The 22,665-nt window shown below is 46.7% G+C and carries 24 protein-coding genes; 9 read left to right on the plus strand and 15 right to left on the minus strand.

Translation table 11 applies throughout. The features are described 5' to 3' along the window. Nucleotides 1-18: 18 nt before the first annotated feature. The 5 genes from ADS79_RS26390 to ADS79_RS26410 all read right to left on the minus strand — a co-directional run bounded on the left by ADS79_RS26390 (nucleotide 19) and on the right by ADS79_RS26410 (nucleotide 5,650). Nucleotides 19-999, minus strand: coding sequence for an ABC transporter ATP-binding protein (locus ADS79_RS26390; RefSeq protein WP_049741440.1), 981 nt, complete (start codon nucleotides 997-999; stop codon nucleotides 19-21). Next, complete coding sequence (locus tag ADS79_RS26395; RefSeq protein ID WP_049741441.1) at nucleotides 992-2,002, minus strand: ABC transporter ATP-binding protein; 1,011 nt, start codon at nucleotides 2,000-2,002, stop codon at nucleotides 992-994. The genes ADS79_RS26390 and ADS79_RS26395 overlap by 8 nt, the downstream gene beginning before the upstream one ends. Before the next feature lie 58 nt (nucleotides 2,003-2,060). Further along, the gene (locus ADS79_RS26400) at nucleotides 2,061-2,960 is read right to left on the minus strand and encodes an ABC transporter permease (protein WP_049741442.1); all 900 of its coding nucleotides are present in this window, start codon (nucleotides 2,958-2,960) and stop codon (nucleotides 2,061-2,063) included. 6 nt (nucleotides 2,961-2,966) lie between these two features. After that, on the minus strand, nucleotides 2,967-3,926 hold the full coding sequence (locus tag ADS79_RS26405) for an ABC transporter permease (RefSeq protein ID WP_049741443.1): 960 nt from the start codon (nucleotides 3,924-3,926) through the stop codon (nucleotides 2,967-2,969). Between the two features lie 104 nt (nucleotides 3,927-4,030). Beyond that, a complete protein-coding gene (locus ADS79_RS26410) occupies nucleotides 4,031-5,650 on the minus strand; it encodes an ABC transporter substrate-binding protein (protein WP_049741444.1) in 1,620 nt (539 codons plus the stop codon). 197 nt (nucleotides 5,651-5,847) lie between these two features. Here ADS79_RS26410 and ADS79_RS26415 point away from each other — a divergent pair, with 197 nt between their 5' ends. Further along, on the plus strand, nucleotides 5,848-6,798 hold the full coding sequence (locus tag ADS79_RS26415; RefSeq protein ID WP_049741445.1) for an aminopeptidase: 951 nt from the start codon (nucleotides 5,848-5,850) through the stop codon (nucleotides 6,796-6,798). A 289-nt stretch (nucleotides 6,799-7,087) separates the two neighbouring features. On the opposite strand, the gene ADS79_RS26420 is transcribed toward ADS79_RS26415, so the two are convergent. Then, nucleotides 7,088-8,773 (minus strand): methyl-accepting chemotaxis protein, encoded by a 1,686-nt coding sequence (locus ADS79_RS26420; RefSeq protein WP_049741446.1) that lies wholly within the window; start codon nucleotides 8,771-8,773, stop codon nucleotides 7,088-7,090. A gap of 207 nt (nucleotides 8,774-8,980) precedes the next feature. On the opposite strand from ADS79_RS26420, the gene ADS79_RS26425 reads away from it, so the two are divergent. After that, complete coding sequence (locus tag ADS79_RS26425) at nucleotides 8,981-9,952, plus strand: globin-coupled sensor protein (protein ID WP_084766086.1); 972 nt, start codon at nucleotides 8,981-8,983, stop codon at nucleotides 9,950-9,952. 92 nt (nucleotides 9,953-10,044) lie between these two features. Here the strand turns inward: ADS79_RS26425 and ADS79_RS26430 are convergent, their stop codons facing one another. The 8 genes from ADS79_RS26430 to ADS79_RS26465 all read right to left on the minus strand — a co-directional run bounded on the left by ADS79_RS26430 (nucleotide 10,045) and on the right by ADS79_RS26465 (nucleotide 18,326). After that, nucleotides 10,045-11,628 carry a glycoside hydrolase family 3 protein gene (locus tag ADS79_RS26430; protein ID WP_049741447.1) on the minus strand — a complete coding sequence of 528 codons (1,584 nt, stop codon included), beginning with the start codon at nucleotides 11,626-11,628 and terminating at the stop codon, nucleotides 10,045-10,047. Nucleotides 11,629-11,640: 12 nt separating this feature from the next. Continuing rightward, nucleotides 11,641-12,603: a GNAT family N-acetyltransferase gene (locus tag ADS79_RS26435; protein ID WP_049741448.1), complete on the minus strand. Its 963-nt coding sequence runs from the start codon at nucleotides 12,601-12,603 to the stop codon at nucleotides 11,641-11,643. A 24-nt stretch (nucleotides 12,604-12,627) separates the two neighbouring features. Continuing rightward, the gene (locus ADS79_RS26440; RefSeq protein ID WP_049741449.1) at nucleotides 12,628-13,455 is read right to left on the minus strand and encodes a carbohydrate ABC transporter permease; all 828 of its coding nucleotides are present in this window, start codon (nucleotides 13,453-13,455) and stop codon (nucleotides 12,628-12,630) included. Nucleotides 13,456-13,488: 33 nt separating this feature from the next. Next, complete coding sequence (locus ADS79_RS26445) at nucleotides 13,489-14,436, minus strand: carbohydrate ABC transporter permease (protein ID WP_049741450.1); 948 nt, start codon at nucleotides 14,434-14,436, stop codon at nucleotides 13,489-13,491. A 34-nt stretch (nucleotides 14,437-14,470) separates the two neighbouring features. Next, nucleotides 14,471-15,799, minus strand: coding sequence for an ABC transporter substrate-binding protein (locus tag ADS79_RS26450; RefSeq protein WP_049741451.1), 1,329 nt, complete (start codon nucleotides 15,797-15,799; stop codon nucleotides 14,471-14,473). 37 nt (nucleotides 15,800-15,836) lie between these two features. Continuing rightward, nucleotides 15,837-16,685 carry a MurR/RpiR family transcriptional regulator gene (locus ADS79_RS26455; protein WP_084766087.1) on the minus strand — a complete coding sequence of 283 codons (849 nt, stop codon included), beginning with the start codon at nucleotides 16,683-16,685 and terminating at the stop codon, nucleotides 15,837-15,839. A gap of 213 nt (nucleotides 16,686-16,898) precedes the next feature. Continuing rightward, on the minus strand, nucleotides 16,899-17,771 hold the full coding sequence (locus ADS79_RS26460) for a hypothetical protein (RefSeq protein WP_049741452.1): 873 nt from the start codon (nucleotides 17,769-17,771) through the stop codon (nucleotides 16,899-16,901). Nucleotides 17,772-17,873: 102 nt separating this feature from the next. Continuing rightward, complete coding sequence (locus ADS79_RS26465; RefSeq protein WP_049741453.1) at nucleotides 17,874-18,326, minus strand: hypothetical protein; 453 nt, start codon at nucleotides 18,324-18,326, stop codon at nucleotides 17,874-17,876. A gap of 340 nt (nucleotides 18,327-18,666) precedes the next feature. Between ADS79_RS26465 and ADS79_RS26470 the strand changes: the two genes are divergently transcribed. From ADS79_RS26470 to ADS79_RS26480, 3 genes are all read left to right on the plus strand, one after another. Then, the gene (locus tag ADS79_RS26470) at nucleotides 18,667-19,266 is read left to right on the plus strand and encodes an undecaprenyl-diphosphatase (RefSeq protein ID WP_049741454.1); all 600 of its coding nucleotides are present in this window, start codon (nucleotides 18,667-18,669) and stop codon (nucleotides 19,264-19,266) included. 128 nt (nucleotides 19,267-19,394) lie between these two features. Next, a complete protein-coding gene (locus ADS79_RS26475; RefSeq protein WP_049741455.1) occupies nucleotides 19,395-19,631 on the plus strand; it encodes a hypothetical protein in 237 nt (78 codons plus the stop codon). Nucleotides 19,632-19,728: 97 nt separating this feature from the next. After that, a complete protein-coding gene (locus ADS79_RS26480) occupies nucleotides 19,729-20,214 on the plus strand; it encodes a GNAT family N-acetyltransferase (protein WP_236700114.1) in 486 nt (161 codons plus the stop codon). A 66-nt stretch (nucleotides 20,215-20,280) separates the two neighbouring features. On the opposite strand, the gene msrA is transcribed toward ADS79_RS26480, so the two are convergent. Next, on the minus strand, nucleotides 20,281-20,802 hold the full coding sequence (gene msrA, locus ADS79_RS26485; RefSeq protein WP_049741456.1) for a peptide-methionine (S)-S-oxide reductase MsrA: 522 nt from the start codon (nucleotides 20,800-20,802) through the stop codon (nucleotides 20,281-20,283). A 202-nt stretch (nucleotides 20,803-21,004) separates the two neighbouring features. Here msrA and ADS79_RS26490 point away from each other — a divergent pair, with 202 nt between their 5' ends. From ADS79_RS26490 to ADS79_RS26500, 4 genes are all read left to right on the plus strand, one after another. Next, entirely contained in the window at nucleotides 21,005-21,205 is a 201-nt protein-coding gene (locus ADS79_RS26490; protein ID WP_049741457.1) for a hypothetical protein, read from the plus strand. Between the two features lie 151 nt (nucleotides 21,206-21,356). Then, complete coding sequence (locus ADS79_RS26495) at nucleotides 21,357-21,695, plus strand: hypothetical protein (RefSeq protein ID WP_049741458.1); 339 nt, start codon at nucleotides 21,357-21,359, stop codon at nucleotides 21,693-21,695. Nucleotides 21,696-21,807: 112 nt separating this feature from the next. After that, a complete protein-coding gene (locus ADS79_RS35745) occupies nucleotides 21,808-21,966 on the plus strand; it encodes a hypothetical protein (RefSeq protein WP_162839550.1) in 159 nt (52 codons plus the stop codon). A 161-nt stretch (nucleotides 21,967-22,127) separates the two neighbouring features. Further along, a complete protein-coding gene (locus tag ADS79_RS26500; RefSeq protein WP_049741459.1) occupies nucleotides 22,128-22,652 on the plus strand; it encodes a GNAT family N-acetyltransferase in 525 nt (174 codons plus the stop codon). The last annotated feature ends 13 nt before the right edge of the window (nucleotides 22,653-22,665 follow it).

Raw genomic sequence — 22,665 nt, forward strand, 5'->3', positions numbered from 1 at the left:
AACAAGTCTCCTCTGCTATTATGATATATCTCCTAGTAGATGACAAGAAACCAGATGCTGCCCTTCAAACAACTCCAGCGCAGGTGTTTCTGTCTTGCAACGATCCGTGGCATACGGACAACGCTTGTGAAAATGGCATCCAGAAGGCGGGTTCATCGGGCTTGGTACATCCCCGGTCAAGATCATGCGCTCTTTTTTCACCAGCGGGCTTTCTTTTGGCACTGCCGAGAGAAGAGCTCGCGTGTACGGATGCTGTGGATTGTGATAAATCTCTTCATACGTTCCCATCTCGACGACCCGCCCGAGATACATGACAGCAATCCGGTCACTGATGTAGCGAACGACGTTCAGGTCATGCGAGATGAAAATGTACGTGAGGTCGAATTTGGCCTGCAGCTCTTTCAGCAGGTTGATGACTTGCGCCTGAATCGAAACGTCCAGGGCAGAAACCGACTCATCACAGATGACAACATCCGGATGCAGAGCAAGCGCCCGGGCGATATTGATCCGCTGCCGCTGTCCACCGCTGAATTCATGCGGATAACGTGTTGCGTGATAATCGCTCAGTCCTACTACCTCTAGCAGCTCTTGCACCTTTTTTACACGCTCCTGATGAGTCCCGACCTGATGAATGACAAGTGGCTCCATCACGAGCTGCTCTACCGTCTTTCGCGGATCGAGCGAAGCGTACGGATTTTGGAATACCATTTGGATGGATTTACGCGCTTTTTTCAATTCTTGCTCGGATAGAGAGGCGAGATCCTGACCATTTAGTACAACGGAGCCAGATGTCGGACGGATCAGCTGCATGACGAGACGAGCCAATGTCGATTTCCCGCAACCCGATTCACCAACGATCCCAAGCGTTTCTCCCTTTTTCACCTCAAAGCTGACATCATCGACGGCCTTGACGAATTTGGTAGGTTTGGCGAACAGGGCTGAATCCTTAACGGGAAAGTGCTTCTTGACGTTTTTGACTTGCAAAATGGCTTCACTCACTCACTTCTCCTCCTTCCCGCTTCAGACGATGATCGACCGTTTGAAAATGACAAGCTACCATATGCTCTTGACTTACTTCTATAAGCGGCGGTCTTTCGGTAAAGCATTTTTCCTGCGCGTACTTACAGCGCGGGGCAAAATAACAGCCCGCAATGTCGTTGCGCAAATCAGGCGGATTCCCTGGAATGGAAGGCAATTTGCCTACGGTATCAGACTTGATTTGGGAATCAAGCAATCCCCATGTATATGGATGAAGCGGATTTTGGTACAAATCCTCTACGTTTGCATATTCAACCGTGTTACCGGCATACATGACGAGTACCTTTTGACAGCTCTCCCAGACAACTCCCAGGTCATGCGTGATCATAATAATGGATGTTTTCAAATCATCCTGCAGTTTCTTCATTAATTCTAAAATTTGCGCCTGAACGGTTACATCTAATGCGGTCGTCGGCTCATCGGCAATCAACAGCTTTGGATTGCATGCCAAGGCGATAGCAATCATGACACGTTGACGCATCCCACCGGAAAATTCATGCGGATATTGCTCCAAACGCTTTTCTGGCTCTGGAATTCCGACCAGCTTTAGCATTTCAATGGCCCTGATACGAGCCTCTTTCTTGTTTACCTGTTGATGCAGACGGATAACCTCGATAATTTGATTCCCTACAGTAAATACCGGATTAAGAGATGTCATCGGGTCCTGAAATATCATCGAAATCTCATTCCCCCGAATTTTTCTCATCTCGTTTTGCGGTAGCTTCGTCAGGTCCTTGCCTTCGAAGACGATGCTCCCTCGCTCGATTTTTCCCGGGGGAGACGGAATCAGCCCAAGAATGGCAGTAGAGGTTACGCTTTTACCCGATCCAGATTCTCCTACGATTCCGATCGTCTCTCCCTGTCTCAAGTCAAAACTCACGCCATTTACCGCCTTGACGACTCCAGACGAATAAAAATAGACAGCCAAATCTTTCACACTAAGAAGCACATCTGGTTTTGCCAATTCCCTTTCACCCCAATGCCTAAGTAATGGTGAAGATATTTTTGCTACGTAGTGCCCGTTACACTTTCATTTTTGGGTCAAGCGCATCCCTAAGACCGTCACCGAACAGGTTGAAGCCCAGTACGGATAACAGAATGGCCAGTCCAGAAAACGTAGCCATATGCGGGGAGAGAACAAGAAAATCTTTTCCGTCCTTCAAAATGCTGCCCCAGGAAGCGGTAGGCGGTTGAACACCGAGACCCAAAAAGCTCAGAGCCGCTTCGGAAATAATCGCTCCAGCCACATTCATCGTGGCGTATACAATGATCGGCGCCATACAGTTCGGCAAGATATGGTGAAAAATGATGCGCGAATGATTCGCCCCAAGAGATCTCGTTACCTCGATGTACTCTTCCTCTTTTACCGCCAACACCTGACCGCGTACAATTCGCGCAAATCCTGGAATATTGGCAACCCCGATCGCCAAAATCACGTTAAACAAACCGGCACCGAGCACCGTCATCAGCGCAATCGAAAGCAGGATAAACGGGAAGGCAAACAGCCCGTCCATCAAGCGCATGATGATGGCATCCCATTTTCCGCCGTAGTAGCCAGCCACCAATCCGAGCAAGGTTCCGATGACGCCACCTAGCCCGATCGCAAAAATACCGACGATCAAAGAGATTTGCGTTCCATAGATGATTCGGCTGAACAAATCCCGTCCATAGTTGTCCGTTCCCAGAATATGTCCATCGACCCCTGGCTCCGACAAGGAATTGGCTAAATCCATTGCGTTTGGCGGATGAGTGGCAATGAGCGGTGCAAATACGGAAAAAATGATCATGATCGCAATAATGATCATTCCGACCAGAGCAAGCTTGTTTTTCAGCAAGCGTCTCCACACACTGTTTTCTTTGCGCTTTTTCTTCTCGGCGAGTGGGACCGATACTGGCGAGATATTTTGCGCTTGATTACTCATGTCGTATCAGCCCTCCCCTTTATTGGAAAGTTTCACACGTGGGTTGACCACGGTGTATAAAATATCGACTAGCAAATTGATCAGGACGAAAATCACAGCGATGAACAGTACCGTTCCTTGGACGACAACGAAGTCACGATTTTCGATCGCGTCTACGACCAGGCGTCCCATCCCAGGCCAGCTAAAAATGGTCTCTGTCAAAACGGCTCCGCCCAGCATGGAGGAGATTTGCATCCCCATCACGGTCAACAGCGGAGTCATTGCATTTTTCAAAGCATGCTTCCAGACGACGAAAAACTCACGAAGACCTTTGGCACGAGCTGTTTTGATGTAGTCCTGTCTAATGACCTCAAGCATGCTGGAGCGTGTAATACGTGCGAATGTCGCCATCGGAATAGTAGACAGGGCAATACTTGGCAAAACAAGATGAGTGATGACGCTTCCAAATCCTTCAGATAAAGAACCCATCCCCGTCGCTGGCAGCCAGCCTAAATGAACACTGAAATACAGAACCAGCATGACCCCGAGCCAGAAAATCGGCATCGATACGCCCACGAGAGATAAAATCATGACCGTGTAATCCCATGGGGAGTATTGCTTGGTTGCGGAAATAATTCCTGCCGGGATTCCGATCAAGAGTGAAATGGCAAGAGCACAAACGGAGAGAAGTAATGTGTTCGGGAAGCGTTCCAAAATTAACGATAAAACAGGCTGATGGTACCCAAGGGAGGTCCCGAGATCCCCCTTCAAAAGATTACCGAGAAAATCAATATATTGAAGGTACATCGGCTGGTTTAAACCGAGCGACTCACGCATCTTCGCAATTTCATCGGGCGACGCTTGCGGGCCCAAAAGCACCGCTGCCGGATCACCTGGAATCATGCGTGTGATGATAAACACAGTGGTAGCAACCACGAGCAACGTCGGGATCAGGTCGACCAATCGTCTGAGAATCAGTTTAAGCATTCCTTCTCTCCTCCTTTCTTGAAATTGTAGGTGCCTCATCGGATAAAGAATGGTCGAAGAGAGGCTGTTATCCCTCTCTTCGCTTGTTGCTATTTGCTATCGATTTATTTGTTCAGCCAAACGTTTGTTTCCTCGTTCACCAGGAAGATCGAGCTATCTGCACGTACCTGGTAGTCTTCCACGTACTTCTTCATGCCTGTTGCTACGTCGAGCAGACCGAGCTCTACGTGGACAGCATCGTCGTTGATCATTTTCATTGCTTGGCCGTACATTTCTTTGCGTTTTGCTTCGTCTGTTGTTTCAGCAGTTGCCCGATCCAGCAGCTTGTCTACCTCTGGATTGTTGTAGCCGTAACCGTTTCCAAGAGAACCGATTTGTTTGGAGTGGAACATTTGATAGAGGAAGAAGTCAGGATCTGGATACCAGGACCAGCCCATGATATACAGCGGCGCTTTTCCTTTTGCGACCACATCGCTAAAGGTTCCCCACTCAACCGTTTTGATGTCCACATCGATATTCAGGTTATCTTTGAGCTGCTGAGCTGCGATTGTCGCTTGCGGTACACGGGAAGCAATCACGTACAGCTCTGTTTTAAATCCATTTGGATAGCCAGCATCGGCAAGCAGCTGCTTTGCTTTTTGTGGATCAAAAGCTGGAACAGATGCTTCTAGCGAAGAGTCATATCCCCACGATGCTTTTGGCAGAGGCAGGTACGACTTCTCTGCGCCTCCCCACTTGAACACACCTTTTACGAGTCCTTCTACATCGACTGCCATACGGATGGCTTCGCGAACCTTTTTGTCTTTTGTCGGACCCTCATTTTGGTTCAAGCCCATATATTCGATCGAAAGACCTGGTTTGGTCTGTAAATTCAGATTTTGGTCTTTTTCAATAACGGCGCGGTTCTGACCTTTTACGTCTGTCACAACATCAATATCACCGGAGCGCAGTGCGTTGGTCATCATGTTGGCATCCGAAATGAATTTGAACTGGACGCCATCCAGATGTGGTTTTGGTCCCCAGTATTTATCCGCGCGTTTCAATGCTACGGAATCGTCCTGGTTAAACTTGTCCATTTGGAAAGGACCGGTACCGACCAGATGTTGGCCGAATTGCTCGCCCCATCCCTCTACTTCTTCATGCGGAACGACGATATTACCGCCGTCTGTCAGCATCGCCAGCAAAGCTGCATTTGGCTGATCCAGATGGAGAGCAACTTCATTTTCACTGATGACTTCCACACTCTCTACGCCGCGAAGACGCTTGAGAGCGGATTCCTTGGAGGAACGCTCCAGGCTGTACTTCACATCTTCCGCAGTCATTTTTCTTCCATCCTGATATTTACCTGGTTGGAAATAGACATTGTCGCGAAGCTTGAACGTGTACACCTTCATGTCATCGGATACTTTCCACTCGGTAGCCAGGCTAGGCTCGATCTTGGACAGATCACCACTATAGCGAACGAGTGTGTCACCAATACTACGAATAATGTTTGATTCATAAGCACCCGTGTAAGCAATCGGGTCCAATGTTTTGGCTGTAGAAGACAAGCCGATTTTCAATACCCCACCATCTTTTGGTGTACCGGCAGCGGCTTGCTCTTGACCCGCGGCCCCTCCGTCTTTTGCTGGAGCACTGCTTTGTCCTCCACAAGCAGCAAGCGCCAGCATGGAAACAACCGTTACCGCAGAAAACAACGCTTTTCCCTTCAAAATTTTCCTCACTACGAATCCCCCCAGTAGTTTAAGGTGTTTCGAATATTGAACCAGTAGTTCGATATGTGTTACGTTTTGGATTATAGCACCTGATGATTTTAGTGTAAATACTCAAAAATCTAAAAATTTTCATCTTGATGAACAGTGTTTCATTTCAGTACAATCAGTTATTGATTCCAATTTTTTTTAGCAGGGAGTGTTTCCAAATGAATCATTTGGTTGAAATTAGCCGCAATTTGATTGCAACTTGTTTAGGGATAAAAGAAAACGAACAGCTCGTGATCGTAACAGATGAAGACAAGCGGCCTTTGGCTGAGGCACTTTATCAGGCAGGCAAGCAGCTTGGGGCAGAAACCGTCCTCATGGTGATGAAGGAGCGACAAAAATCAGGCCAGGAGCCGCCTCAGGCGATTGCTGAAGCGATGAAGCAAGCGGATGTAGCTATCTGCATTACGAAGCATTCCTTGACACACACCCAGGCGAGAAAAGCTGCTGCAGCGAATGGCACACGCGTAGCGACCATGCCAGGCATTACCGAGGACATGTTCAAGGACGGGGCCATTGCGGCCGACTACAACGAAGTGAAGCGGCTCACAGAGGTCGTGACACAAATCCTGACAAATGGCAAAGAAGTGCGTATTGAAAAGGATGGATACAAGCTCCAATTTTCCATCGAAACCAGATACGGAGTTCCCAGTACTGGCATGTATTTGGAAGCGGGTCAATCAGGCAATTTGCCTTCTGGTGAAGCCTATATCGCTCCAGTAGAGGGCTCAGCAAACGGTCAAATTATCGTCGATGGCTCCATTGCAGGAATCGGCATGGTCGATGAGCCGCATTTGCTTACCATCAAGGACGGACGGCTCATCGACGTGCAAGGTCCCGTAGCAGACAGACTGCTCCAGACATTGGGTGAAAATGACGGACGCATGCTTGCAGAATTTGGGATTGGTACCAATCATAAAGCGCGTATTATCGGGATTGTTTTGGAAGATGAAAAGGCGTTCGGCACGATTCATATCGCTTTTGGAAGCAACATCACTTTCGGGGGAACGATTGAAGCGGGGGTTCATATTGATTTAATCGTAAACAAACCGGATGTATTTATCGACGACGTAAAAGTACTGGAAAAAGGCAGCTTTACTTTTTCCAGCTAGCCTCGTGCCCACCATTTGTTTCCATCGCCAACAAATCTACCCACAAGATAACGATAATATGATATCTTAACTATGGAGCTGTCACTTACATAGAGAAGCAGTATGGGGTAGTACGTGAATGATAGAAATAGTGACAGTTACCTAAAGGACCACAGATGGAGAGTCATCTGTGGTCCTTTTCTTATGTACATACAAAAACTCGCTCTCTTCAAAAAAGGAAGGGTCTGAGAACTCCCTCAGAACCCTTCCTTTCTTCCTGTTATTTATGCTCTATCCTTACACCATCTTGCTAGACTTCAAATCTACTGACCAGTTCTTGCAGGCGATGCGCTTCTCGGTTGAGTCTTCCTGCTGAGCTGGCAACCTCTTCACAGGACAAAAGCTGTGTTTGAACAGAATCTACTGTTTTTTGTACATGGGAGAGGGTCCTGTCAGCCACTTGTTTCATCACAGTGACAGCTTCGTTGACCTGATTGGAATTACTGGTCATTTGCTCTGCGGATGCTGATACCTCTTGAATCTGATCAGTCACTTCGTCGACTGTAGTCCGAATGCCAGCAAAGATGGTATTTGCTTCACGTACGATTTCCATTCCGGATGCTGTTTCCTGATTGCTTTTCATCATAGCGTCAACCACCATAGTCATGCTCGCTCGTATTTCCTCTACCAGGCTGGCAATTCGCGCCGACGATACCTGTGACTCTCCAGCCAATTTTCGCACTTCATCTGCCACAATCGAGAAGCCCCTTCCCTGCTCCCCTGCCCGCGCCGCTTCAATCGCAGCGTTTAGTGCGAGGATTTGCGTCTGAGCAGTGATTGAATCCATCGCTTGTAAAATCTCCTCGATTTGTGCAGTTCGTGTATCAAGCTGATGAACGACTTCCGTTGCCTCTCGACTTTGATCGTGAATCTGGTCCATTTGCTTGGCGACCAATCCAACTGTTTCATCGCCTTGCTGCGCCAGCTTTGCCATCGTTAATGAATGGGTGGCTACGAAAGAAGAGGAGCCTGCGATCATTTCAATTCCCGCATTCATTTCGGCCATACTTATCTTACTGCGCTCTGACCCATGCTGCTGCTTTTGCGCTCCTTCCGCAATTTCATTGACGGAATCTGAAATCAGTCTTGATGAAGCAGCCGTTTGCTCAGCCCCCGCTGACAACTGCTCTGCTGCTGCCGCAACCTCGTCTGCTGTATTCTTTACTCCGAGAATAAGGACATGCAAATTGGCTCTCATCTGTTCAAATACCTTCGCTAATTGGCCGAGTTCATCATTGGACTCTGCTGTAATTGGCTGATCAAGCTTCCCATGGGAAATGAGCATGGCCGATTGGTTTAATTTGCGTAAAGGGCGGTTTATCGATTTGCCTAGCCAAATGGCAATCGTTCCACTCACCGCCAGCACACAGATGAAAAAAATGATCAGCAGCCGATTCGATAAGGTTATAGAGTCTTGAATATTACTTACTGAAGCTGTAATTTGCTCCATTTTTTCTTTCCGAAAAGCATCCATATCCTGGTTGATCTCTTCTGCTCTCAGATCAAAATCGCCCATGAACTGATTCCCTGCTTCAGGTCCTCCTTCCACATACGCCTGCGTCATCGTTTTCCCAATCGTATAGTAAGCCTCGAATGCGTGCTCCATCTCCTGTAGAAGCCCTTCATCCTCGGGATTTAATTGTTTCATTTCCTGTAGCTGCTGCCGGAAAAGCTGTGCAAATTCATTTGCCTTATCCATTCCGTCATTCAAACCGTTTAACCCGCGTGTTGCACTCATATCTGTTAACCATTGTTGAACTTGAATCACAGACAGCTTCATTTCTTCCGATAAGAGAGCAGACTTCAATATTTTGGACTCCATTGCTGTTGTTGTCTCCAATTGCGTCACTGATTCCAGATAAAGATAGCTACCCACTGCTGCGAACATCGCTAAAATAATCGCAAAGGTAAGAAAAATTCTTTTTGCAATTGACAAAACATTCTCCCCAATCGATGCGTATAACGCCTTTTTCCATAGATTGTAATGCTTATTGGATGATTATGGCAATCTCTATGACGACCGATGCATGTGTATATGATTCCGTAATATGTAATATTTCACAAAATGCTCAGTTTTGAACTGTTCATGATTTGTTAAAATTTGAAAGTATTGATAGTAAAAGAGAGAGAAGAAGGGATCAACATGATTGCATTGGAAAATAAGTGGAGCCAGCTGTGTACGTACTATGATCTGACGGATGAAGATTTACAGCTCTTGCACTCCCACAAAGACTTCATCATGAAGCATGCGGAAGAAATGGTAGATTGCTTTTACGACGAATTGGACAAATTCGCCAACCTGAGTCGAATCATTCAGGCAAACGCATCGGTAGAAAGCTTGAAAAAAGTGCAGATGTGGTATCTGGAAACCCTCGCTTCTGACACGTTTGATGAAGATTATATTCAAAGCCGGCAACGAATCGGCTCTACCCATGCCCGTATTGGTCTATCGGCCTCCTGGTTCTTGGGTGGGTATTCACTTTATCTACGTCTTTTTGCAGAAAAAATCCCCTGTTTGCCGAACGCATCCGCCTTTCATCAGGCGCTGACGAAAAGAGTATTTTTTGACGCTGCAATCATTCTGGAGCAGTATATCGGGGAGACCATGAGGGAAAATCGAACATATCGCGAAAATATGGAGCAAATGGCAACAGAGCTGACAGCTACTACCCAGGAAGCTATTCGGATCTCCTCCGTCTTTGCGCAGTCCGCCACCAAGCTGACAGAAGTAAATGATGAAATTGCCCAATCCATGCACGTGCTGAAGGAACAAAACGAAGAAATCGAGAAGCTCAGCGGCTTTGTCGCAGATGTTTCTACCCAGACAAACCTGCTCGGTCTCAATGCTGCAATCGAGGCTGCCAGAGCGGGAGAGCACGGGCGGGGCTTTACCGTCGTTGCCAATGAAGTACGAAAACTAGCAGATAAATCAAACGCCTCTTCGAAAGACATACATACTTCTCTGCTGAGCATTAATAATCAGTTGCACAAAATCGATCAACAGGTTTCCTTGTCATCCGTTTCTGCGGAAGAACTGGATGCTACCTCCGAGCAATTATTTTCGATCATACATAAGCTGGATGAAATCTCGAACCGACTGCATGTGAAATCGTAACAAATCCATAACCCAAAACCAAACGGCCAAAGAATACGCTTCTTTGACCGTTTGTATTTTGCCCGAGGTTACTCCATTTCCGAATGACTATTCTAGTGAACGGTAACAGGCAGCTTCCCAACCGCCTGACGCTCTCCAAACAAGACGTCTATGATGACCTCGATTGCTTTTTTCCCGTGATCATATCCAGCAAGAAAGGCATCCACTTCTGGAAACGCCGTCAGGTCATACGGGTTTCGCAGCGCCACTGCCACTACTTTTTTCCCCGACTGCTTCAACTTCCGTACGCATAACGCTTGACCTTTGTAGATGTGAGCATTGTAGGTGAAGACGACAACGATATTGCTATCGGCTACCTCGGTTGCGATGCGCTCCACTTCACTCTCTGATGGATCGAGTGAGGAAAGAAAATACCCATTTACCTGACCATATTTTCGCAGCGGTTCCACCAGCTTATCTGAGAGAGACAGTTTTTCCTCCGCCGAGGTAAGATTCGTGACTCCCGGGAAAACCACTCCGAGTGGATGCGTATTTTTCGCCAACGGTAGAAGCTGATTCTCGTTTTTCACCAGGGTAACCGCTTGCGACAGGATATCCTCCGCCATTTTTTCATGCCGTTCTCGATCAAAGGATGGTCCCTTCGCTGCCAGACAACCTTCCCATGACAAAAATCGCTTTTTCAACTGAGCCACGCGAGCTACGGCTTCATTCACTCTTTGGAGCGAGATTTCTCCATGTTGAATCGCCTGCATCAGCCTTGCCCATGTCTTTTGCTGAATATCCTGTGAATGAGAAACGAGAACCATATCAATCCCTGCCTGTATGGCTCGCACAGCCGCTTCGGGTACACCGATGGAACCAGCAATAGCGGACATTTCCAGACAATCGGTGATAGCCACCCCCTGAAATCCAAGCGTATCGCGCAGGATTCCTGTTACAATTTCGGTTGAGGTCGATGCAGGCGATCCACTTGCATCAATTAGAGGTAAGCTAATGTGGCCGATCATCACCATCGGCACACCAGCCTTGATACAATGCTGAAACGGCACCAGCTCCGCTTCCATCAGCCGTCTACGATCATGCCTGAGAATCGGCATCTCTTCGTGGGAGTCGGTACTCGTGTCACCATGCCCAGGAAAATGCTTAACAGCAGGAACGACACCACTACAGAGCAATCCTTGGACCGCAGCCTTGCCAAACTGGGCGACGTATTCAGGAGCTTCTCCAAACGAACGCACCCCGATCACCGGATTCAGCGGATTGAGATTCACATCAATCGTAGGAGCAAAATTGACCGAGATCCCTGATGCTCGCAGCTCCTCGCCTGTTGCCTGATAGACGTGCCTAGCATTGTCTGGAGTTCCTGTTGCCGCGATTGCCATCGCTCCAGGAAAACGGGTCGCTCCTTTTTGCAGCCTCGTCACGACACCGTTCTCCTGATCAGTCGCGATAAACAGCGGATACGGTTGCTCTGCTTCTCTGGCCCAGACTTGCAGCACGCGCATTCGTTCATACGTCTCTTCAGGGGTACTGATATTGCGGCTAAACAGAATCACATTGCCGATCTGGTGCTGCTTGATCCATGCTTCCATCTCGGCAGGAATATCCATCGTTTGGTAGCCAATCATGAGAATTTGCCCTACTTTTTGCTCTACGCTCATCTGCTCGGCTCTCATGGAATCCTCCCTTCAGCCGAAGTCTTTCCTGAACTTGGCGTACTGCTTCCAGCTGTGATACCCGAGTTTGGCATAAAAGTCGACAAGTGTTGTCCAGTCGATGACGATTTGTTTGATCCCGCGCTTTCGCAGCATGGTGATGCCTGCTTCCACCATCGCCAGACCAAAGCCCTGTCCCCTGTGCGCTGAATCCACTCCCAATGGGCCAATTCCCCCCAGTTCGTCATGAAAAAACGGCGCCCAGTAAACGTTTTGTGCGATAAATGGTGACCTGCTATCATTCATGCGGCAAAAGCCGATGATCTCCCCCTGTTTTTCCAAGACGACAAACTCTCTTCCCTCGCCCCCGCGCCTGAAATAATGAATCGCTTCGTATTCCCATCTCCCCGGAAAGCAGCGATGCAAAAAGGCAAGAAAGGCCTCCTTATCTGCTACGGTCAACAGGCGAAAACAACCATCCGACACATGGGGAAGCTCTGCTTTGGCCGAATCCGGATAGTGGCAGAGCAGGTCATTTTCCAAAGGTTCAAGCTCCACATATCCGCGCTGTGCAAACCACACCTTCACCTCTTGCGACTCCTCGGGAATACCAGGAAAATAATGGTACGGATCACGTCCCAGCAGGATGCTTTGAGCACCTTGCCGTCGCAACGCTTCTTCTGCCCTTGCTAGCAATTCACTTCCGATCCCTCGCCCGCGATATTCGTTTGCGACGAGCAGCACCTGTATCCAACCCGCTCCATTCCCGAGCTGCAGCTCCAGCTTTTCCTGCCAGCATTTTGCCACCACGAATCCGACCGGCCGCAGTGTTTCGGGATCACAGGCAATCCATGATCCCGCATCCAGTACATTTTCGTCAGCAAAGCTGTTTTGCCGAAAAAGCTCAGGTCTCATGGGAAAACGCTCACCCAGCTCCCGATTCCACAGCTCACACAGCGCCTCCAGATAGGAAGCATCCCAGGGCAAATAGCGCATGACTCTACATTGCCTCCTATCGCCTTACTTCAGTCCAGACGTTTTCGAGCCCTCTACAAAATACTTCTCCGCAAAAAGGAAGACGATCAAAATCGGAATCAAGCTGATCAGAGCCCCTGCCACTAAGAGCTGGTCATCCGTTTTGTACTGTCCGCGCAGGGACAAAATCCCGATTGGAAGGGTAAAATTTTCCTCTGAGATCAGGTAAATAACGGGGGCCAAAATTTCATTCCATTTTCCCATGAAGGTAAACACGGCCAGCGTCGCAAGAGAAGGCTTGCACATCGGCAAAAACACCTTCCAATAAATTTGCAGCGGATTGCAGCCATCCAGCTTGGCCGCTTCCTCGTAATCCTTGGGGATACTCAAAAAAGCCTGCCTCATCAAGAAGATGGCAAACGGCTGGCCCAGCCACTCCAATAGCCAGAGCGGCGCCAGTGAATCGAGCAGTCCCAGATTTTTGAAAATGATAAATTGCGGAATAATCGTCACAATTCCGGGGATCATCATCGTTCCCAGCACGATCATGAACAGCGTATCCCGAAAAGGAAACCGCAGACGCGCAAAGGCAAAGGCAATCATGGAGCTAGATAAAAGCGTTCCCACAACAGAGAGCACGGCGACAATCACGCTGTTCATCGTGTAGCTGTTGAAATTGGCCTGCTCCCACACTTGTGTGTAGTTGCTCCATTTCACTGGATCAGGCAGCCATTCCGGGGGAAACTGCATGTATTGCTTGTAGGTTTTCAGCGAGTTAAAGATCGTGGTCAAAAACGGGACAAACATGATCAACGAACTAATGATGACAAACAAATAACCTGCGATTTTACTCAGAGGAAAACGTCTTTGCATGGCTACCTCCTTTTCCTCTTCTCTCTATCAAATTCAATCATAATGAACCCATTTCTTTTGCAGCTTGAATTGAATCAAGGTGATGGCAAGCAAAATCAGGAATAACACCCAAGCAATTGCTGAGGCATAGCCCATTTTGTAGAAGCTGAACCCTTGGCGGAACATCAGAAGCATGAGAACCAGACTGGCATTGTTTGTACCTCCCGTCGAGCCTGCTTCCGTAGAGCCACCTGTCATAACAAAGATTTGCTCAAAGTTTTGGAACGAGTAGATCGTATTTAAAATCACGACAAGAAATGTGGTTCCCGAAATCATTGGCACCGTTACCCGCCAAAATTTTTGCCAGGCGTTGGCGCCATCAATGGATGCGGCTTCGTACAGCTCCGATGAAATCCCCTGCAAGCCTGCCAGAAATATAATCATCATATACCCGACACTCTTCCAGATTGCGACGACCACCAGAACGGGAATGACCCAGCCCTCGTCGATCAGCCAGCTTTGTGGAGCGATGCCAAACTTGGCCAAAACGGCATTGGCGAACCCGATTCGCTGATTAAAAATAGCGTCGGCCACATAAGCAATCACCGTCCAGGAGGAAATCACCGGCAAAAAATGGATCATCCTGAACAATTTCAGTCCTTTTAGTTTTTGATTCAGCGCTACCGCCAGAAGCAGCGCCAAAAAGGTTTTGGCCGGAACATACAACAGCGTAAAGTAAACGGTATTCCATAGAGCCCGATAAAATAGAGGGTCCTGGAACAGCTTTTCGTAGTTGTCCAGTCCGGTCCATTTTGGCGGATTTAAGATATCGTAGTCGGAAAAGCTGAAATAGAGTGACGCGAGGGAGGTTCCTACTACAAACACAATAAAGTGAACAAGATAGGGAGAGACGAGGAGCAGTCCCCATCTCCCCTCGCCATTCAACCATTTTCGCTTCTTCGCTTTTGGCTGCGCCTGTTGCTGCTTCTCCAGCTCCAGCATGGCCTATCACACATCCTCACTGGTGGATTCTTTCCTACTTTTTGAAGAAATCATCCAGAACTTTTTGAATCCCCTGATCTGTTTTCGAGATATATTCATCCACCCCGTATTTGTCCATGAACAAATCGGAGAGATTATCCGTAAATACCTTTACCCATTCGGCAAAGACGGCGTTGGTGTCGATTGTACCAGCAAACTCCAGGCTGTCGAGAAATACCTTTTTGTTCTCTGGCTTCGTGTTATTGGTCAGGAACTTGTCGGAGTTTGCTACCGATTTTTTCACTGGAATGGCTTCTCCTACCTGTGTCCACTCTACTTGCGCTTCATCGGAGGTCGTCCAGTACGTAATCCATTCCTGCGCTGCTTTCACCTTTTGCTCGTTTGCTTTTTTGTTGATCACCCAGGAGTTGGCAATCACCGGAGCGAAACGCTTTCCATCCGGTCCTTTTGGCAGCGGAGCAACATCGTAGTTCAGCTCGGCACCATTCATCGCGGTTGTCGCTGCGTATATATCAATTTGCATGGCGGAGGCACCGCTCAGGAATACCTTGAAGTTGCTTTGGAATGCTTTTAAATCAGCTGGGTTGGGGAAAAGCCTCCGCTTCATACCATCTGCCATCCACTCGACCGCTTTTTTATTCTCGGGTGAGTTAATGATCGATTTGGTCATCGTAGGATCGAGCACACCGCCACCATATGCTTTCAAAATGTTGAAGGCACCGCGGGAGCTACCGAAAAAGGTAAACCCAAACTGCTTCACCGAATTTTTATCAAAGGCAGGATCGTCAGCATTTTTCCCGTTTGCATCCAGTGTCAGCTTGGCTGCGGCAGCTTTCAGATCATCCCAGGTCCAGTCCGCTGTCGGATAGCTCACCCCTGCTTTGTCAAACAAATCCTTGTTGTAGAAAAGAGCCCCGACCTGAATGCCCTGCGGCACGCCCCAATATTTTCCGTCCGCGTCCTTATTGAATTCCAGGCCGTTTACCTCATCCTTGTTGACTTCTTTCGTCACATAATCGGTAATGTCGCGAATCGCTCCCCGTTGGGCAAACCCGAATACTTTGGTTCCATCGCTCTGCCAGATGTCAGGCGCAGTACCTGCTGCAATTTGTGTGGTCAGCTTTTGATAAAAGTCCTCGTACGGAGCCGTTTCTGTTTTGATCTTGATATTCGGATGTGACGTTTGGAATTTCGCGATAATTTCCTCCATCTTTTTCTTCGTAGGTGGATCGGAGCTATAGCCGAGAAACAGCTCTACTTGACCACCCTCTGTTGTCGATGGCTGGCTGCTACAGCCTGTAAATAGGACGGCCGTTAGTAAGCCGAGAATACCGATCGTTGACAATAACCCTCTCTTTTTCATGGAAAACCTCCCTCTGGTAAAAGGATTTATCCGTTGCCTATTTGTACTGCTCACGGACTGCTCTGCGTGTCTCACGCAAGTAAACAGAAGAGATATCATAATTTCTGGCGGCGACACCACGAAATAAAATATCAATCACATTGAGCTGCGCGATTCGAGAGGAAGTGGCGGCACTCCGCTCTCCTGCCTCTGTCGTAAACGTGGTTAAGTGAATATCAACAACCTCAGCCAATGAATTATGACCGTATTTGGTAATCCCTATCGTGGTCGCTCCCGATTTGCGTGCTTGCTTCATCGTCGTGATGATTTGCGAGGTTTCACCCGAATTGGAAATGCCGACTGCTGCATCCCCTGCTGCAAGTGTGACCGCAGAGGTAAGCTGCAAGTGCGAATCCGAGTGCGCCGTGCACATTTTATTGATCCGCAAAAATTTATGATGGGCGTCCTGTGCCACTAGCTGCGAAGCGCCTACCCCGAAAAAATCGATTCGATTCGCTTGATGCAATGCCTCAATCGCCTTCTCCACTGTATCCGGCTCAAGAATTTTGATCGTTTCACGCAAAGAATGAATGTTGTTATACGAAACAGACTCAATCAATGTGGGAATATCCGCGTCCGGACGAATTTCTTTGAATTCATCTTGTTCGGTCGTGGACTGAATATCGCCGGCAATCCGCATTTTCAGCTCTTGGATACCCTCTACACCGATTCGTTTGCACAGACGGATGATGGCAGCTTGACTAGACTCGCTTCTTTCCGCCAGCTCTTTTATGGAAAGACGAATGACCTCCTCCGGTTTGGCCAGAATGTAGCGTGCCGCATTTTGCTCTGACGGTTTGATTAAGTGCATCGATTCACGGATACGCAGCAAACCGCCATTTAACACCTCATTCCCCCCTTTACATCCGTGATTAAAGCGTTTTCAACAAGTGTTAATTTATTACATGTCTATGTCGGTTTGAAATAAAATATCAATAACAAAAAACGGGATTAAAATAAAATTTCAAACGCGAAAGCTGTAGGAAAAAGGAAAATGGCTATTCCTTGTTGGGTCAAAAAGAGACGTGACAAAGACAGCCATTTGTTTATTTTGTATGATTCAGGCAAGTACTTTCCGAAATGAAAACAGCGATTTTCGGCGGATGATATAAGGAGCAAAATGTCGGTTCGTAAACTGGAGCATGTCATTATTCTCTTTTTCTACAACAAACATGCCGTATTCCATACCTTCTACTCGGATTGTTTTTCTTATGCCTTCTGCAATAAGCAAAACTCCTCTGCCCAGACTCCTGTATTCATCGCGAATAAACTGTGTTTTGAACAGAACCATATTTCTCGCTGTTCTTTGCACAATCTTCCATCCAACTATACTTCCCTGATAACGAAGCCCCACACTTAACTGAGCGTTCATCAAATGCGCTTCTTGCAGTGGCGATAGTTTGGAAGGATACCATTGATCGCCGCCCGTTGCGATGTATTCCCTTTCGCCTGTCGTCAATTCATCCCAGCTAAAAAATTCAAAGCCTTTTGGTAATCGCTGTTTGGTAACCCATGGCGCACGACTTATTCCTTGAAGATTGCCAGTATAAATATGGGAAAGTAATTCCCCCTTTCCCCATCCTTCCTGTGGGCTAAGGAACGCTTTACTCACAGGCTCATTTTCCTGAAAGATACAATCGAAGGTAAGCGTGTGATAGTTCTTTTCACGCAACTTTTTCTCTACGGCATCTAGCAGAACTTCCTCAAGCCCTATTCCGGCAAGCTTCTGGTCAATTTCCAGTGCAATCACATTTGACATCGATTCTTTGGGTATCGTTCTCACCAATATATAGCCTACGGCAGTCGCATTAGTACCGGCTCCAAAAGCGAAGTAGTCGCTATTCTCTTGTGTAATCAGATGGACATGATTCGGTGACATCATTGCTCTATATTTATCGAGCGAACGTGCTGCGTTTTCCAAATTGATATTCATAGCCTTCCTCCATCCTGTGTCATCTCTCCATAGTAAAGGAAAAAAAGAATACCAGACACGAAGCATGTCTGGTATGAAATAAAACCTTGACGTTTGACGTGTTTAATTACGCTTCACGTCAATTAGAACGGAGTCTACTACTTGTCCATTTAGATTCGTTAGTTTTGCCTTGATGCTGCCTGTTGATCCCGATGTGAAGTTTGCATTCGGGTTAATAATAGCTCCATCGATAAGATCGAATTCCCCTGCATTCCTCGATAGTGTCACATGTCCGACGGTATCAGCATGATTGTCAACAACATCATAGCGATCCTCATTTTCATCGTATTCAAATGTGGCTGCCTGTGCATCGCTAGTAACAGTGATTAATCCGGAGAGATCTTTTGCGCCAGCATTGCTGCCACTTGGTTTGCCAATCGAATCCTTAATAAAATAATGGTCCGAATCATCGTCTGTTGCGTTATTAATTGTGATAAAACCATATGGTGGGTTCTGAAGAGCAATAGTTAAAACTGAGCTATTCCTGACTATCCTTCTCCCAAAGGATTTCGTCAAGCCTACACCGTGCGGGCGACTTTCATCGCACACGGCGTTCTATCAACGGAAAAGACTGTTTTTACAATGGGCTTCCTAAGTATAAAGTACTATTTCTCCACGCGAAATAGTTTTGAGCAACATTGAGACAAACTTGAGACTGTGAGGCTTTCATCGTTACATATAAGCACTCGCTAACCTTACAAAATTGTAATCTGGTGTAAGATAAATCCCTTTTAAATTTACGCCAGATCGACTAAGATACACTTTATATATAAAAAACGACCGTGGTCTGCTCACTGACAGACCTCGTTTTCGTGTTATTGTGCCATAGCTACATATAAAAAGGGGCTGACAAATTATGAACGGAATGGAGATGAACATTCATTATTTCCGTATGATTAATGACCTGGGTAAACAATATCCAGCGCTTAATCCTGTGTTTTTCTTCATCGCGGAATACACCGTGTACCTTTTGGCTTTGATTGCTTTGCTGTATTGGTTTACCAGAAAGCATGAAAACCGGATCATGGTGATATGCGCGACAATCACGTTTGTTCTTGCTGAAATCCTGGGGAAAATTGCGGGTACCTTTCACTACAATGCTCAGCCATTTGCAGAGCTGGCGGATGTAAATCAATTGGTATTCAAAGCAGTAGACAATTCATTTCCCAGCGATCATACCATCCTGTTCTTTTCTTTTTGCATCTCGTTCCTGCTATTTCAGAAGAAAAAAGGAATCTTGTGGTTACTGTTGGCCATTTTTGTAGGCATTTCTCGTATCTGGGTAGGGGTCCATTATCCGGCAGATGTCCTGGTGGGAGCCCTCATTAGTATCGGTTCTGCCTTGGCTGTCTATATGCTCGTTCCAAATCTACGCATTGTCCAAGTATGCTTGGAGCTGTATGAAAAAGCAGAGCGTGCCGTTTTACCAGCAAAAACAAAAACAAAGGGATATTAAGAAAGTCCGCCTCCATCGAAGCCGCTGTGCTTTTTACGATGGGGGCTTTTTTGTTACCTTTTCCCCCTGCTTTACGTATTAGCCAATATATACATTCCTATAAAAATAACGGTAATGAGGTGCTGGCGATGAACGCAAAGAGCTTTGTCGTAACCTTTTTCTCACTGGTAGCTACCACAGGAGTGCTTTACTTCATTGGACATTGGTTCACGATCCCGTCGCTCATGTTTCACCACGAATTCACTACCAGCCAAAATGGCTTCATGATGACAACTGGTTCACTTCTCCCGTTGATTGTCGGATTAGTTGTCAGCTTTTTTGCAGAAAAACTGTATGTTCGTCGGACCCGTCAAAAACTTGGTTGAAAAACCAGGTTTTCTTTTTATCGGGCTGTGCTCGTGAGTATAGTTGGTGTATCATCATTTTCATCGAAATGGATGAAAGAACTGGGGTGTGAAACGTTTGGCAGATTGGATTTCATTACAGGTCAGGGCATATGCAGAAGAGGATTATGCACAAATTCTCAGCTACCAATTACCAGAAGAACAAGCGATTTATACGTCTATGCCACAAATTATTATCGAGACATTTTCACGGGATGAAAATAATCTACCTTTTGTTGTTTATGCCAGGGACAATCTGGTGGGATGCTTTGCCCTCCATACTCGTCAGGCACACATGTATGGCATCGAAAATCCGCATGCTCTTCTACTAAAATCATTCTCGATTGACGCTCGTTATCAAAAAAGAGGACACGCCCTCGAAACCTTACGAGCATTGCCTGACCTGACAAAACAGTATTTTCCCGATAAAAACGAGATTGTGTTAACCGTGCATCACACCAATGCTCCCGCAAGGCACTTGTATCTGAAGGCTGGCTTTCTGGATAAAGGACTGAGATATGAAGGAGAGTATGGCGAGGAATTGATCTTTCATTATGCCTTATGAGATCGGCACGCAATCATTTTTAATGGGTAAGGGCAACGCATTCGTTGCCCTTTTTCTATGACCGTGTTACTTTTCCCAATGCTCGTTAATAAACTGATCTCTACCAGACTTTTCACGATCTTCCTTGTAATGCTTTGGATTTTTCTTATGGTAGTCTTGATGGTAGTCTTCTGCAGGATAGAAAGGGAAGCTGGCAGATACGATTTCCGTTACAATCGGTTTGGTAAAGCGACCACTTGCTTCCATCTCCTTTTTTGATTGGAGCGCCAATTCATACTGTTTTTCATTGTGTGTAAAAATGACCGTTCGATACTGAGCTCCGCGATCTTGGAATTGTCCTTCAGCGTCCGTTGGATCAATTTGTTGCCAATAAAGCTCCAACAATTTTTCATACGGAAACAGTTCAGGATCAAACGTGATTTCTACAGCTTCAACGTGCCCAGTTGTACCTTTTTTGACCTCTTCGTAAGTTGGGTTAGGCGTCGTTCCCCCTATATATCCTGATACAATGCCTCCAATTCCAGGCAATTGATCAAAAGGCGTTACCATGCACCAGAAGCATCCACCAGCAAAAGTTGCTTTTTGCATATTCGTCTATTCTCCTTCTCCCCATTAGGCATAACTGTAGCTGCTCTATTCACTATATCCTATCATACCACCTGCAATAAATAATCCGATCAAAAGACGTAGAATGTGCTGCCTTGCTACACTCTCCTTCCCGAACAAGGGCTATTTCTTTTTGTTGGCTTCCCCTTTCTGCTACGGTTAGTTGCGGAAGGGGGTGATTTCTATGACAGAGCATCTGTACTTTATCGTAAGTCTCAATGATGCACTGCGGTTCAGTCATGGGCTTTCGCAGCTTGGCATAACACACTATCATTTGCAGCCACATGATAAACAGGTCGCGTTTGTATTTGAACGTGTATCTGCGAAGAGACGTACCATCTTGAAGCGTTTCTTTGGTGCAGATGGCGTGTCTCGTCAAAACTAGCAGTTACGCCAAGGCTGATGCCTCTTTTTTTATGAGGGGCATCAGTCCCTAAAAATACAGGGAGGGTACCAATGAAAGTTGGTACTTTTTGTTATTTCCAATTTCACTTTTAATGTAGATAGGCTAGAAAAATACATTTGGAGTGAATCTTATGTTCAAAATGAAAACCGTCATTATTTACTATGTGATTCTGACGATCGTCTTTTTAAGTGGTCGATCCTACATTATGAATATGTACAAAATGAGTGAGGGACCAGTTCCTCAGGAAGCATTTCAGCGGTTATTTAGTTGGGTTAGCTTTTCTTCTTATTTTTTCATCGTACCTCTGATGATTATCGGTTTGCTTGCCGTCATCCGCTTTTTTAGACGCAAGGGTCTCTCGCTCTTTCTAAGCTCGTTGCTCGGCATCCTGTACCTTTTATTTGCAGCAACGATTGGTTATGTTCTAATGTTTATTTTTATTCTCCTGTTTTACGGGTTCGCTCCGTAACAGCTTGTTTCGTCACATTCACTGCCCTTGCTTGGTTAGGCATTGACCATGGGTATTTCCCGAACATCTGGCTCATAGCGTTAAGATGGAGCCAAAAAGGAGATGATCGCTCATGTCATTGCAGAAGGTTGTTCTGTGGGTGATTGCCATCATTGCACTTGTTGTCGTATTCACATCCGTTTCAAATGGTTTTATACGGCTAATCGCCATCATCGGTATTCTTGTCAGTAGCTTTGTGCTTTCGGGAACCATCATCCGCATAAAAAAATAAAGGCAGGCTGTTCATGCACCCAATCGGGGGTGCATTTCTTTTTTACTTCCTGGAAATTTTTGTAGCCATACGCCATTCGTTTCGATATATTTTTTGATAAGCTCCATCCATCTCATTCATTTTACCCGTTCCCAACCATCCTGTTTTTAAAGGAGAATACGATGAACAGCCAACTGTTTAGCGACCGCCTGACACTCACAAAACTGGCTTCACATGATTGGGAACTCATCCGCTCTATCTACACCAACCCGGCACTCATGAATCACATCGGATCAACGATGAGCGAGGATGCCATTCGCCGCAACTTTGACAAGGAGCTCGCTCCCTGGAGCCTGGAATCTACCCATTGGCTCACCTGGATCATCCGTGAAACAGCTTCTGATAACGAAGTTGGCTTAATCAGCATCTGTACCCGCAATCGAGAAAAACTCACTGCGGAAATTGGCTTTATTTTGCTGGAAGCATCCCAAGGGAAGGGGTATGCAACGGAAGCAATTAAACGAGTCATTCATTTCGCCATCGATACACACGGATTCCATAGATTCACCGCTGTTTGTTCCGAGGAGCATATCGCGTCACGCCGTGTATTGGAAAAGGCCGGGATGACCCTCGATGAGATTGCTTCCGAGTGCACTGAAATCAATGGCAGGCTAGTGAATGACTGTTTTTATTCGTTGGAGAGATGAGCGTTGTTAGTCC

The organism is Brevibacillus reuszeri (genome assembly GCF_001187725.1).
Lineage (GTDB): Bacteria > Bacillota > Bacilli > Brevibacillales > Brevibacillaceae > Brevibacillus > Brevibacillus reuszeri.